This window comes from Marinospirillum alkalitolerans (assembly GCF_045055655.1).
GTDB lineage: Bacteria > Pseudomonadota > Gammaproteobacteria > Pseudomonadales > Halomonadaceae > Marinospirillum > Marinospirillum alkalitolerans.
Genome location: NZ_JBANFI010000001.1, coordinates 118,514 through 132,893, shown reverse-complemented (window position 1 = coordinate 132,893; position 14,380 = coordinate 118,514). Strand labels below are relative to the sequence as shown.

Here is a 14,380-nt window from a genome sequence, read left to right as displayed (position 1 = left end):
AAGAAATTTAGAGCTGACGTAGCTGCTCTTGCTGTTCTTTCAGCTTCACACTGGCTGCGGCCGCTTCTACCTTGCGCGCCCGTTCCTTATCGACCACCGCCGCTGGGGCTTTACTGACAAAAGCCTCATTGCTGAGCTTGGCCTCGATACGCTGTACTTCTTGCTCCAGCTTATCGATTTCTTTTTGCAGGCGCGCGATTTCCGCATCCTGATCGATAAAGCCCGCAAGAGGCAGGTGGATTTCCATCTGTCCAACCAGCTGCATCGCGCTCAAGGGTAGGTCTTCTTCTGCCAAGGCAATCGATTCCAGCTTGGCCAGCTTTTGTAACGAAGCACGCTGATCCTCTAAACGACGCTGATCCTCATCACTGGCATTGTGGATCAGCACCGGCAGAGCCTGTCCAGGCGGGATATTGTTGATCGCACGCAGCTCACGCACAGCCAGGATCACCTGCTTCATCCATTCAATATCCGCCACAGCGGCCTGATCGCTGGCCGTGTTATCAGATTGCGGCCAGGGTGCTTGCATCAGCGTGGCCCCTTTAACACCGGCCAGATCTTTAACCCGCTGCCAGATTTCTTCGGTGATAAAAGGCATCATCGGATGACCCAAGCGCAGGATGGATTCCAGCACCTGCACCAGCGTGCGGCGCGTTCCGCGTAAGCGCTCAGCACTGGCCTGCTTATCCCACAACACTGGCTTAGACAGCTCTAAGTACCAGTCGCAATATTCGTTCCAGACAAACTCATAGTAGGTTTGTGCGGCAAGATCAAAACGGTAGTTTTCTAGATGGCGCGTGAGGGTGGCTTGGGTTTCTTGCAAGCGTGCCAAAATCCAGCGATCAGCCAGCGTCAGCTCGACTTCACCTTGCTGCTGACCACAGTCTTCTCCCTCGGTATTACTGAGCACATAGCGCGCCGCATTCCAGATCTTGTTACAGAAATTACGGTAACCCTCTAGACGCTTCATATCCCAGTTGATATCCCGTCCTGTCGAGGCCATTGCCAACAGAGTAAAGCGCAGCGCGTCAGTGCCATGTGCACCGATGCCTTCGGGGAAGGTTTTTTCGGTTTGCTTGGCAATTTTTTCTGCCAGCTGCGGCTGCATCAGGCCACTGGTGCGTTTTTCCAGCAGGCTCGGCAGATCAATACCGTCAATCATATCCAAGGGGTCGATCACATTGCCTTTGGATTTGGACATCTTCTGCCCATTCTCGTCACGGATCAAACCCGTCACATAAACCGTTTTGAAGGGCACCTGATCCGTAAACTTCAGCGTCAGCATGATCATCCTAGCGACCCAGAAGAAGATGATATCAAAGCCAGTGACCAGCACATTCGTGGGGTGGAAGGTCTCCAGCTCAGGCGTCTTCTCTGGCCAGCCTAGCGTGCCAAAAGTCCACAGGCCGGAGCTAAACCAGGTATCCAGTACATCGCTATCCTGTTCGAGGCTGACGTCATCACCAAGGTTATACTTGCGGCGTACGGCTTCTTCGCTCTGCGCCACATAGATATTGCCGCTTTCATCGTACCAAGCTGGAACACGGTGGCCCCACCACAACTGGCGAGAGATACACCAGTCTTGAATATCACGCATCCAAGCAAAGTACATATTTTCATACTGCTTGGGCACAAACTCGATCTGGCCTTCTTCAACTGCTTTGATCGCTGGCTCCGCCAAGGGCGCAATTTTGACAAACCACTGATCGGTCAGCAGCGGCTCAATGACGACGCCAGAACGGTCACCATAGGGCAGGGTGTTGTGAATGCTTTCCACCTGCTCCAACAGGCCCAGCGTGTCCATTTCGGCAACCAGCTTCTTGCGTGCGGCAAAACGATCTAAACCCTGGAAGAGGGCGGGGAGTGTGGGATCCACTTCTTCGTTCGGCGTGCCATCTAGATTAAACACTTCGGCCTGTTCACGAATCGCAGCATCGATGGTCATCACATTGATCAGTGGCATCTGATGGCGCTTGCCAACCTGATAGTCATTAAAATCATGCGCAGGGGTGATCTTAACGCAGCCAGAGCCCTTTTCCATCTCGGCATGCTCATCGGCCACGATGGGGATACGTCGCCCAACCAGCGGCAGGATAATCTCCTTGCCAATCACCGAGGCATAGCGCTCATCTTTAGGATTGACCGCCACACAAGTATCACCGAGCAAGGTTTCTGGACGGGTAGTGGCCACCACCAGATAATCCTTGCCATCGGCGGTTTTCACACCATCAGCCAGCGGGTAACGGAAGTGCCAGAACTGGCCTTGCTGTTCTTTATTCTCGACTTCCAGATCCGAAATCGCGGTATGCAATTTAGGGTCCCAGTTCACCAGTCGCTTACCACGATAAATCAAGCCTTCGTCATACAGGCGGATAAAGACCTCCTGCACCGCCTGATAAAAGCCTTCATCCATAGTGAAGCGCTCGCGCTCCCAATCAACCGAAGCGCCTAAACGACGGAGTTGGCGAGTGATGGTGCCGCCAGATTCTTCCTTCCACTCCCAGACCTTCTCAAGAAACTGATCACGCCCGAGATCATGACGAGTTTTGCCCTCTTCTGCCGCCAGCTTGCGCTCCACCACCATCTGCGTCGCAATACCAGCATGGTCCGTGCCGACCTGCCAGAGGGTATTTTTCTGCTGCATGCGCTGCCAACGTGTCAGGGTATCCATAATCGAGTCCTGAAACGCATGCCCCATATGCAAACTGCCAGTCACGTTTGGCGGCGGAATCATGATGCTGTAGGCCTCGCCCTCACCACGAGGACGGAAATAGCCCTGCTCTTCCCATTCTTTGGCCCAGCGTTGTTCTATATCGGCAGGTTGGTAGGTCTTATCCAGTGAAGGCTCAGGTTTGCTGGTCATCAGTGTATCCGTTAATCGCGAAATAAAGAGAGGTCGCCATAGCGCTTGGCAACACCCAACGGGCGGCGCAGATCAGCAACAAAAAAAGCGATCAGGCAAGGCCGTCAAGGGTGACATAAAGGAGCGATTATAGCTGTTTTCCATGCTTGAAGGGAGGGTCAACGCAAGACAGACTGAAGATCATCTGACCAGAAGCGACCTACTCTGTCATCAATCGACCTACGCTTTGTACGCATTTGCATACATGCTTGCGCTATAAAAGCAGCAATATACTGTATCTGACCTGACCAATATCAATTTTAGGATGCAACCCACTGTTTAATAAAAGATTTATTTTTTGCGCTTCTTTGTAGGCCACATTACCCCCCTCTTTTATTTTGCGCTCAGGGCTTCTATTCTACATACGTCATCAGGGAGCAAGGACGAGGGACGCACAAGATGACAAGGAGCAGTGGATGCGCAGGTTTCCAAGGAGTGAAACCGCCAAGGACTCAGGAAGGAGTCAGCTCAGGAAGAGTCGAGGGAGGCCAGGTGCAAGGAAGCGAGGACAGTGCCATAGAGTTCTGATCAGGATATCAGACAAGCAAGGAGCGGCGATCAAGGAAGATAACGGGCGACCCACGAGGTCGCCCTTATTTTTTGTGTCTCCAGATCCCAAAACAACACCCCGCCTGACGCTGAACCCACCCACTGTGCTATGATGCGCTCCTGTTGGTGCAGCACTGAGTTTCTAGTGTATAAGCCTGATGCTCACAAGCACCTTGTTGCCTATCAAGATGGTCTTATCAAGATAGCCTGATCAAGCCTGTACACTCATCCCATGCCTATTTTCTTTTACGCTCAGTTTTTATTCTTACGCCACCCCTGGATCTTCCGTTTGGCGCTGCTCGTCTTCCTTGTGAGCTGGATAGCCCCATCGGTTCAGGCCCATGATGTGCGCTTTCACACTCAGCCACCTGCCAGCAACGCCCTTTTTGCTCCTGTAGATCAGCTGAGCAGATCTACCCCTTTTTTTCGCGATACCTCCACACCAGATCTGACTTGCCATACCCCCGCTTGCCGCTGGCTGACAGAAGATCTCGCCAATCCTTTTTTGCCCACACGACCGATCTGGATCGATCAGATCGGCTGTCATCGCAGCCGCGAGGCCAGAGAGCAGGCTCCTGTTGAAGGCTGCTATCAGTATCTCACCCCAATCCACTGGGAAGGCGATCCACGCTTTGCTGGCCTAGGACAAGAAACACGCAATATCGCGATCTTGTCTGTCGGGATCATGCTGGTGATTTTTGCCTTGCCAGAGGATATTTCAAACTGGGAACGCAGTGAAATGAAGCCGGGCATGCTTGGCGATAAGTGGATTGAAAACAATCAGGCTGGCCCCGTCTGGGATGAAGATGACTGGGTGATCAACTATATCGGCCACCCTTATTTTGGGGCCGTTTATTACATGGTCGCGCGTAACCAAGGATTGAATCAGCTTGAATCCTTTGGCTATTCCTTTTTAATGTCGGCCCTGTGGTGGGAAATGGGCATCGAGGCGCTGGCAGAAATTCCCTCCAAGCAGGATCTGATTATCACCCCACTGATCGGCTCAGTGATCGGTGAAGCCTTTTATATCTGGGAACAGCGCATTCTGGCCAACAACAAAGAAGTGGCAGGCTCGCCTGCACTGGGGCAGGCGGTGTTGTTTTTGCTCAATCCGGCTGGGCGCTTATCTGAAGGCATGAATCGCTATTTTGACTCTCACCGCTGGATTCAAGAGGCCAACTCCTACTGGGTGATTCAATCCACACCGCTGGGCATGACCCAAGAGCAAGGCCCGCATTTTGCTGATGAAAGCTGGATGGGGCTGCAAATCGAGCTGCTGTTTTAATCTGCAACACCACCTGGCGCAGGCGTTCATCACTAGCCCAGCCATGAATCAAAGGTGTCTTAAAACAGATAACCAAGCTGAATATAGCTACCATAGGCCGCCTCCCAGCGATAGGTGGTGGCCTGCTCATCCATACGGCCTGTCTGCTCAACCCAAACCTGCGTCCAACGTAATCCCACCTCAAGCTGCCAAGCCGTATCAAGCTGCCAAAGGCCGCCCAACTGCACACCTGCAGCAGGGCCAGATTGAAACTTTTTGGCCCCAAAACGGCCATCCAGCTCAAAATCGACAATACCACCATGCACACCAGCCACCAGGGCAAGACGAGGATGCACAGGCCAGCGCTTTTCCGCGTTCGCTAGCATCATCACGCTGCTAAAATCATCCCAGCTTTGTAGCGATAAATCGGCATAAATACGATAACGCTCTGCGGCGACACCCAAAATAAAGGCCGCACTGCCACTGGTTTGGTCTTGCAGGCCATCAACCTGCGCTTCTTGCATCGACCAGCGTACACCCATCATGGGCTGCGGCGCGGCCTGAACTGACTGGCCCAAACCGAGCAACACCAAGACGCCGACGATACGCCACCACAACCTGTTCATATTTGACTCCAGTGATCTTCAACCTCACGGTGACCTATACAGCGCCCACCGACTTTTACTGCTTTATGCCTGCTTTTAAGCTAAAATGATCCAGATCAACTTCTTTTCTCCCTTCTTTGCTGGACATCGCTCTGTGACTTCTTCTCGTATTCTGCCCCCACGGCCCAAGCGCCTGATTTTTGACTATCCCAAATACTGGGCCGAGTGCTTTGGCACGGCACCTTTTTTGCCAATGAGCCGTGAAGAGATGGATCTGCTCGGCTGGGATCGCTGCGACATTATTCTGGTCACAGGAGATGCCTATGTCGATCACCCTTCCTTCGGCATGGCCGTCATCGGACGAACGTTAGAAGCCCAAGGGTTTCGGGTCGGCATTATCGCCCAACCCGATTGGCACAGCAAAGAAGACTTTATGCGCCTCGGTAAGCCAGAGCTTTATTTTGGTGTCACCGCTGGCAATATGGATTCGATGATCAATCGCTATACCGCTGAGCGTAAAATCCGTTCCGATGATGCCTACACCCCGGGTGGCGAGGGCGGTAAGCGGCCTGATCGCGCCAGCATAGTCTATACCCAGCGCTGCAAAGAAGCCTGGAAGGATGTGCCGGTGGTTCTCGGCGGCATTGAGGCCTCTCTGCGCCGCATTGCCCACTATGACTATTGGCAGGATAAAGTACGGCGCTCCATTTTATTGGATGCCAAGGCGGATTTGCTGCTCTTTGGCAATGCTGAACGCGCGCTGGTTGAAGTCAGCCACCGCCTTGCGCAGGGCGAGCTGATCGAGCAGATCACTGATGTACGTGGTACGGCTTTTATTCGTCAAGATACCCCAACAGGCTGGCTTGAGATTGATTCGACCCGTGTGGATCGCCCTGGCCGTGTGGATAAAATCATCAATCCCTACGTGAATACTCAGGATCTAGAGGCCTGTGCGGTCGAGCAGCAAAAAGGCTCCACTGCTGAGGCTTTAGAAACCTTGGCCGCTGTACAAGAGCAGAACCCTGGTTTTGATCCACAAACCGAGCAGGCCTTGGAGCTGTTAACGCCTGAGCAGGCGGCTGAGCGCAAGCGGCTCGAAAAGCAGATCCGTGGCGAACTTCGTGATCAGAGTGTGATTCGGCTGCCGAGCTTTGAGAAGGTCGCCAGAGATCCTGTTCTCTATGCCCATGCCAACCGTGTCCTGCACCTTGAGACCAATCCAGGCAATGCGCGTGCTTTAGTACAAAAACACGGTGTTCAGGATCTATGGATCAACCCGCCGCCTATTCCGCTGACAACCGAAGAAATGGATGCTGTTTTTGATCAACCCTATGCCCGTGCCCCGCATCCAGCCTATGGCGATGCGCGCTTACCCGCTTGGGAAATGATCCGCTTTTCAGTCAATATCATGCGTGGCTGCTTTGGTGGCTGTACTTTTTGCTCGATTACCGAGCATGAAGGACGGATTATTCAAAGCCGCTCGCAGGATTCGATTATCCGCGAAATCGAGGCGATGCGTGATCAGGTCAAGGGCTTTACTGGTGTGGTGTCTGACTTAGGTGGTCCCACTGCGAATATGTACCGCCTAGCTTGCAAAAGCCCAGAAATCGAGGCGGCCTGCCGCAAACCTGCCTGCGTCTATCCAACCATCTGCCAGAATCTCAATACGGACCACTCCTCATTGATTGAGCTGTATCGGGCTGCGCGCAAGCTTCCGGGCGTTAAGAAAGTCTTGATCGCTTCAGGACTGCGTTATGACTTGGCCGTGGAATCACCAGAATATATCAAGGAGCTGGTAACCCATCATGTGGGTGGCTACCTCAAAATTGCTCCAGAGCATACCGAAGAAGCGCCTCTCTCGAAGATGATGAAACCAGGTATTGGGAGCTATGACCGCTTTAAACAACTCTTTGATCAGTTCTCGAAAGAAGCCGGTAAAGAACAGTATTTGATTCCCTACTTTATTGCGGCCCACCCAGGCACCAGCGATGAAGATATGATGAATCTGGCGCTGTGGCTCAAACGCAATGGCTTTCGTGCTGATCAAGTCCAAGCTTTTTACCCTTCTCCGATGGCCACTGCCACTGCTATGTATCACTCTGAGCGCAACCCGCTGCGCCAGGTGAACTATAAGAGCGAGAAGATGGGGATCGTCAAGGGAGAGCGCCAGCGCCGCCTGCACAAGGCCTTTTTACGCTACCATGATCCTAAAAACTGGCCTTTACTGCGCGATGCGTTAAAAAACATGGGGCGCGCCGACCTGATTGGCTATGGCAAGAAGCACTTGATTCCGCCCACCGATCCAATCAAGGGCACAGCACAAGGCCAGCAACGTCAGCGCAGCCAAGCTGTGTTAACGCAGCACACTGGACTACCGCCAAGAAGTCAGCAGGCAACAAGCAAGGGCAAGAAGAAAGGCCCCGTCAGTCGCAAAGCGCGCTAGGCCAACGGGTAGAAACAGCAGTGATGGAAAGCAGGGCTTGGGCCCTGCTTTTTAGTATTCGAAGTCAATGTGTAAAACAGGTACAAACCTAGGGTCAGGTCGCGGATTGTTAAAGCCACCACCATTGATCGTGATACTACCCAGCGCAACTATCCCTGTCTCAAATTGAGGCCCGCCATTCAGCGTCACGGTGCCAGCGGCCCAAATAACGCCCCCTGACAAACTGCGTGCTGGCTCAACGTCAAGCGTCACATTCCCATTAGTTACAATAGAAAGGCTAACACCTTCATTGACTATCTTAGGCACATTGACATTACCAGTAGCCACGATGACCAAGTTATTGAGGCCATCATGGATATCACCCCCAAAATTTCCAGGACAATAAATATAACGCGTTCCCGGTGGAATATCGCTTGAGTGGCACTGCTCAATAACGCCCCTTTTACCTTGTGCTGCGTACACCCGAATACTGTCTGTGAAGCCCGTAAAATGCGTGTGGCTAGTACTTGATCCAGGATGCGGCATTGTTACCCAATCACTGATTTGTTCAATTTGCTCCTCATGATTCGTACTACCATTAACTAAAGAAGAGCCATTCAGAATCAAGGGACCGCCAGATCCTACTTTACCGTGATACTCTCTTTGGCCGTTAGCAGTAAAACCAGCGCCCCCAGCCGCTAGCGTATAATCTGCAAAGCGGCCCAGCGCTTCTTCTAGCTCAGGCGGGAAACTCGCACTATACTCACGTGCAAAATCGATGCTTACTTTAATATTCAGTGAGCTAACAATGTGCCTTTCGTTTTGCTCAGCATGAATCAACATACTAAAAACACCTTCTTCCTCGCAGTTAGGCTTACTCAAATACCAAAATATACGAGGCTCTTCCATAAAAACAACTGGCTCATCTTTTGAGCCTAATCCCATGCGTGTTTCCTGCATTCCACTAGGCAAATACTCATTAAAAAAGACTGTCAACTCATCAGTATCAAAATCACCTATCCCTTTTTTAAGCTCAGTGCAATATGCATCCCCATCTGTATACTTATTCCGGACACTAAACTCTCTGACGGCAATCATAAAATCATGTATTCCCGCCTCAGCTGCTGCTTCTAGCGTGGCACGATGCAGCTCACTGGTAGCAATCCGCTTTTCGATACCAGTACGCTCCAGAGCAGAGATCAAAATAATGCTCGCAAAAGCCAGTAAGATCAGTGAGAAGGCCAGTACATAGCCCTGTTGGGTTTCTTTTCCTTGCATGAGGCGCTCCGTGCTATTTAATCGCTAGAATCCAGCTGACGCGCGAGGGCATGGCGCAACACCAAGACACGCTGATGATGCAACAGAGCTGGCTGATGCTGTCTATTGGCCTGTTGGACAGCCGACTCAGCGAATTGGATCATCATCTGCACACCAATGACTGCTGTAGGATCAGTGATCTCATCCGCAGAGACCCACTGTACTTCGTTCTCAGCATCATGCTCGGCATAGCGCCAGCCCAGCTCGGCTAGATCATAGGCAAGGGTTTCAGTTGTGACGGGATAACCTGTCTGTTCAACACGACAACGCAGCTGCCCTTGCTCTAACACAAAACGCTCTGTCCACTCTTCACGCCTAGGCATTTCTTTTCCTGTACAAGCCAGCACCCCATCTTTTTCTGCACGGCGTTGGATGGTGAGATGGGTGTCTTGTGCTTCAATCAGCTGCTCAGCAGTGCGCAGACTACGTCCAGCAAGATGGATGACAAAGCGCAGGCTTTCTTGCAGGCGCTCATACTCATCAATCCGGTTTTGTGTTTGCGTCATGGCACTGATCGCCGTGGCGATACTAACCAGCAGAATCCCGCCAATCAGTGCCGTCACCAGCATCTCGACCAGACCCAATCCAAGCTGCTGATCTTGTCTAGCTGACATGGCACACTTCCCGATATTCAACAAGTAGACGTTGCATTACAGGCGCCGCGGTACGAGGTGGGTGAAGGCTGAGTTCGAAACTCCAAAAACCTTGCTCTTGCGCTTTTTCAAGCACCTGATCGGTTTGAGGAAAGCCGCCAGTCAGCGGCTCAGGAGCCCAGGTCGCTGGCCAATCGGCTAACTGGGGATGGGCGGCACGCCATTCTCGGGTTTGACGCTCGATAAACTGCTGCCAAGCTGTATCTGTTGTTAACTGGGGCAAAAAGCAAACCTGAACTCGCAAACGCTCTTGCAAATCCTGCGCCGCAAAACCGGCCAGACTACGCTGATGCGCGGAAAAAGCCTGCTGCTGCAGATGACCTTGAGTCAGGATCAGCCCCATCAACCCAAGTGTCACCACCAGCAGCGCAACCAGCACTTCAATCAATGAAAAACCTTGTTGTATCGCTTGCTGAGCGTGCTTCATCCCTGACACTCACTCTGGGTGAGCTGCTCACGGATACGAATGCGTCCGTTATAGCAGACTTCAACATGGCGCTGGGCAGAAGCCAGCTCAACATTCAAATAGGCGGTGCCATTTTGCTCTGTCAGGCGCTCTCTTTGCCCTAATTCACCAAAGTGAATTTTATAAGGGTGCTGAATACCAACAAAGTGCAGGCGGGCCTGAGCCGAAAGATCAAAAGCCTGTACTAGCCGATCTGCCTCTCCTGACTTTTCTACAAAAACACCCAAGGTTCCTGTCGACTGAGACTGACAGGTGGGTTGACTGGTGCTCGGAATAAAACACAGGTAAGCCGTTTGGCGCAGGCGGGCCGCTTCATGACGGGTGTAGAGCAAGGCATTAAAGGCAGTATTGGTCGCTGAACGTAATTCAGCTTGATTGATCATACCTTGACCGGCTGGCCACGCCACACCCGCCAGCAAGCTGACAATCAACAAAACAGCAAGAATCTCAACGAGATTGACACCGCGTTGCCTTGCCGCTGAGTGGGGAATCGATATTCGGCGCATAACTTGACCTCCTTGCCAGCAAATAGCCGTACTTAGTAGTCAAGTTTAGCCAAAAATACGTGTCAGAAAATTGATCTAGGTTGATAAAGCTGCGCACTTACTCAGCACGCACGAGACTCTCCGGCTGGATCACTAAACCTCGCTCACCTGGCTCTAAATCAAAACAAACACGCTGTCCCTGATAGGCAATTAAGCGGCGCAAGGTCTGTTCTGCACGCGCAGGGTCAATGATATAAACCTGCTGATCGATGATCACACGCAGCTCACGCGCTTCAATACGTTGTATCTGGCCACAATCATGACTGACCCAACTCAACGCCATGACCCAAGGGCTGAAAAGCCCTAAGGCTAAGCCGATCAATAAGAGTCTCATCTTAACTGCTCCCAACTCCGTCTTCCGGTTGATTGAGGGTCAGAAGTCACGGTAATCAACTGCCCATCACCTGTCACTAAGACCTCAGAGTCTGCGCCAGTTTCTAGCACTGTTGCCGCACCCTGCCCTTGGTTATGGCTAATAGCAGAGGCTAGGCGTCCACTTTCTAACAAGTCAGCGAGATTCGTACCATCGGTGACCACAAAGCGTGAATCACTTAAAGCAGCCCCACTCAGCAGATCCAGTTCAAACAAAAAACCTGAACGCGAGGGGGCCTGACAAATATTGACAGGTTCATTCACGATAAGGCTATTAAACCTGACACGCTGGCCTGTTCCCCCTGCAGAGATATGCGCTTGAGAAACGACTCGCTCACCAGCTGTTTGAGTTAAATCCAATACCCAGCCACGATGCTGGGCTGTAGGTGTGTTTTGTGACGTCCCCCGTAAAATATACTGCTGATCTGCATGGGACAGGCTCTGCTCCCACAAAATCTGCTGCTGCAATAGCTGACTGCGTTGTCCATTAGTGCGCTGTCCATCATCATACAAGCCATAGAAGCTTTGTGTTGTTTGATCAGCGCGATCACCTGTACGGAAAAAGCTACCTGTACCGACCAAAATAATTCGCTGTCCTGGTAGCCGCCGATCACGTGTCACCTCTGGCGCAGCAGTGATGGGCTGACGCCCTCCAGTCGCCGTAGTCGCTGTGAATAAGCGCTCCGCCTGCCAATCTTCTGGGCTGGTTGCGCTGAGATCAAAACGCCACACTTGGCCGTACAAATCACCTGCATAGATGCGATCCACCACTAAAGAGCCTTCCGCCTGTGTCGAAGGCGTGATCGCTAAGATACCATTCGGATCTTGCCCACCACCTGAAGCGGTACTCAGAAAGCGCACCAGCTCGCCTGTAGCAAGATCAACAACAAACAAGCCAGCCTGCTGACTGGCACTATTCACGCCATTGCCAAAAACAGCAACCCAGCGACCATTCGCCAGACGGACGCTATGTGCTTCTTTGACGGCCAAGCCCAGCTCTGGATGTTCAAACTCCCATAAACGCGCCGTGGCTCTGGTCGATGACTGCTCTAAGCGACTGACATTGAAGGCCACGACACTGCGCCCACCCTGACCTAAAGAGGCCAGCAGGATACGTTGCCATTGATCATTGATATAGGCATCACCAAGAGTCAGTCCGCCATTCATTAAAAAGCGTGGTTGATATTGAGGGTCCATCAAATGATTAATCGGCGCTGCCTGCTCGGCTTCTGCCTGCAAAAAGGCTGAAGGGATTATCGAGAATTGGTGATGGCCAGTATCCGCACGAAATCCATAGATCTGGCCATCGTTTGCACCGGCTATCAGCAGCGGCCTTTTATTCTCAGCTTGACGCGCATAGTTCCAAAAGCGGCGACCTTCCGCGCCAGGCAAGCTATCTTGGCCACGATAATGCACTCCACCAGAATAGACGGGGGTCGTGTGGACAATCCCACCCAACAAACGCAGCTGACCATCGACAGTGCGTGAGCGAAGCTGTGTATCCTCTGTACCCAAAAGCCACTGAATGCGCGCATGAGCTAAGCCATCAATACGATCACTTAAGGGATTGCGATTCAAAGCCTCAAACAGCGCTGCAGGAGCCATTGCACTGCGTAAATCAACAAGCCTATTCTGCTCTGCATCCTGCACTAAAAGCGGGGCAGATGAGCTACGCAGACGCTGCTCGGCATCCCAAACCCTCTGTCCAGTCTGAAGATTTTGGGCAATCAGCTCACCAGATGAATCGCTGGGTCGATAGCCAGATAAAAAGGCGAGGGTATCGCTGGTCAAACGGCCGGAGTTCACCGCAGCCGAAGTCGCTGTTTGCCTTCCTTCCTGAATCACCCGCCCAAAAATACCGCGAATTGCTTCATTTAAGCCAGCCGTATTTGTGGTCATAAAGGCACGAGACGTGCCTCCAGCCCGCGCCAAACGATGCAAGGAATCTGGATCAACCGTTGGCGGCATCGCAAAACCAACAACATAAAGATCGACCTTGTTGTTCTCATCATCAGGATCTCCTAGATGTAAGCGCTCAGCCGCAGCCACAGCATCATTCAATGCGCGATCTGGATTATTACCTAAAGCATTGCCTTGACGATCCACCGATGGCATCCCATCAGTCAGCCAAATAGCGGCATTCACCCCGCAGGATTCTGGCAAGCGGGTTTCTGCATTTCCTTGCCCTTGCTCAGCACCAAAGTACTCTGTATGACCACGAAAATAATCATGTGCTGTATAGAGCGTACCTTCTAACGGCGTGAGACCCGCATTAATCAGCGGTTGACTCGCGTCAGTCGTAATATTCTGACGGTAGGCTGTTGGCACTGGCGCGAGCTTGAGGTTGAGTGCATGGGCTTGGGTCTCATCCAACAAGCGAATAGGGGTATGCAGATAACCTAGGCCGGGAGACCTAAGCGAGGTCCACTCCTGGGTATTAAAAGACAAAGCAGCCATACGCTGACCCCAATGAGTCACACCACGAGCACGGGCACTATCATTTAAAACGCCACTGGTACTTCCTATATATAAGGAGTAGCCAGGTGGCATATTATTACAATCCATAAACCTAGCACCCAGCGCCCAAACCCATCGACACCCAGATAGGTTGTAATTACCACTACCGTCCTGAGTACCGACTTTAGATGCAAATAAATTAAAATTAAAAGGGGAATCTTTATATCCAGAAGCATAATTCAAGGTATAAGCATGAGTCACTAGCTGAGGCGCATCACTTCCTGAAGCATAACCAGGCACACCGATATTATAATAAATATAACGACCAGGCTCACTGGGATTACTAAAGCGTGAACAACGCTGCGCTGTATCCCAATCGCTCAGATCAAAGCTACAATCTTCGCTGGCATTATAATTATTCGGATTATAACTCACTGCATAAAGGCGATTCACGATCCAAGCGCGTATTACTCGATTGTTCCAGTCGGTCGTACTGGTTGAAGGCGGATTCTGCTGATAAGCCATCAATCCTAGATTCACCTGCCCAACATAATCGCGCACCAGCTGGCGTGCCACACCACGAATAATTTCTGACTTACTCAAAGGGCTAGATGCACCAACAAGACAGGTTTCACCCCGCCAAGGTTCACAGTCAGCAGCAACGAGGCCATCCACCCCCTCCACCATCGTATTGGAATTATCAACGATCAACAGAATATTGGGCGGCACATCTCTCATCGCATCCAACGGAATTGGCGCGACATCGACATTCGCATAGGCGGGTGCAAAGAGGCAGCACACAAGGGGCAGCAATATCCTATTCATCTG

General features: G+C 51.8%; 10 protein-coding genes. 2 read left to right on the top strand and 8 right to left on the bottom strand.

Annotated elements, in window-relative coordinates; all coding sequences use genetic code 11:
- Positions 1-7: 7 nt before the first annotated feature.
- Positions 8-2,839 carry a valine--tRNA ligase gene (locus V6U78_RS00545; RefSeq protein ID WP_405337068.1) on the bottom strand — a complete coding sequence of 944 codons (2,832 nt, stop codon included), beginning with the start codon at positions 2,837-2,839 and terminating at the stop codon, positions 8-10.
- Between the two features lie 844 nt (positions 2,840-3,683).
- Here V6U78_RS00545 and V6U78_RS00540 point away from each other — a divergent pair.
- The gene (locus tag V6U78_RS00540) at positions 3,684-4,736 is read left to right on the top strand and encodes a DUF3943 domain-containing protein (RefSeq protein ID WP_405335993.1); all 1,053 of its coding nucleotides are present in this window, start codon (positions 3,684-3,686) and stop codon (positions 4,734-4,736) included.
- Between the two features lie 59 nt (positions 4,737-4,795).
- On the opposite strand, the gene V6U78_RS00535 is transcribed toward V6U78_RS00540, so the two are convergent.
- Positions 4,796-5,341, bottom strand: a complete 546-nt coding sequence (locus V6U78_RS00535) for a hypothetical protein (protein WP_405335990.1) — start codon at positions 5,339-5,341, stop codon at positions 4,796-4,798.
- A gap of 232 nt (positions 5,342-5,573) precedes the next feature.
- Here V6U78_RS00535 and V6U78_RS00530 point away from each other — a divergent pair, with 232 nt between their 5' ends.
- Positions 5,574-7,763, top strand: a complete 2,190-nt coding sequence (locus V6U78_RS00530) for a YgiQ family radical SAM protein (protein WP_405337066.1) — start codon at positions 5,574-5,576, stop codon at positions 7,761-7,763.
- A gap of 51 nt (positions 7,764-7,814) precedes the next feature.
- On the opposite strand, the gene V6U78_RS00525 is transcribed toward V6U78_RS00530, so the two are convergent.
- The 6 genes from V6U78_RS00525 to V6U78_RS00500 form a co-directional block, all read right to left on the bottom strand.
- Positions 7,815-9,020: a hypothetical protein gene (locus V6U78_RS00525; protein WP_405335987.1), complete on the bottom strand. Its 1,206-nt coding sequence runs from the start codon at positions 9,018-9,020 to the stop codon at positions 7,815-7,817.
- Between the two features lie 17 nt (positions 9,021-9,037).
- Positions 9,038-9,673, bottom strand: coding sequence for a PilW family protein (locus V6U78_RS00520; RefSeq protein WP_405335984.1), 636 nt, complete (start codon positions 9,671-9,673; stop codon positions 9,038-9,040).
- Entirely contained in the window at positions 9,663-10,139 is a 477-nt protein-coding gene (pilV, locus tag V6U78_RS00515; RefSeq protein WP_405335981.1) for a type IV pilus modification protein PilV, read from the bottom strand. Before pilV ends, V6U78_RS00520 begins: the two co-directional genes overlap by 11 nt.
- Positions 10,136-10,684: a pilus assembly FimT family protein gene (locus tag V6U78_RS00510; RefSeq protein WP_405335978.1), complete on the bottom strand. Its 549-nt coding sequence runs from the start codon at positions 10,682-10,684 to the stop codon at positions 10,136-10,138. Before V6U78_RS00510 ends, pilV begins: the two co-directional genes overlap by 4 nt.
- Positions 10,685-10,781: 97 nt before the next feature.
- A complete protein-coding gene (locus V6U78_RS00505; RefSeq protein ID WP_405335975.1) occupies positions 10,782-11,057 on the bottom strand; it encodes a hypothetical protein in 276 nt (91 codons plus the stop codon).
- The gene (locus tag V6U78_RS00500) at positions 11,054-14,377 is read right to left on the bottom strand and encodes a pilus assembly protein (RefSeq protein WP_405335972.1); all 3,324 of its coding nucleotides are present in this window, start codon (positions 14,375-14,377) and stop codon (positions 11,054-11,056) included. Before V6U78_RS00500 ends, V6U78_RS00505 begins: the two co-directional genes overlap by 4 nt.
- Between the last annotated feature and the right edge of the window lie 3 nt (positions 14,378-14,380).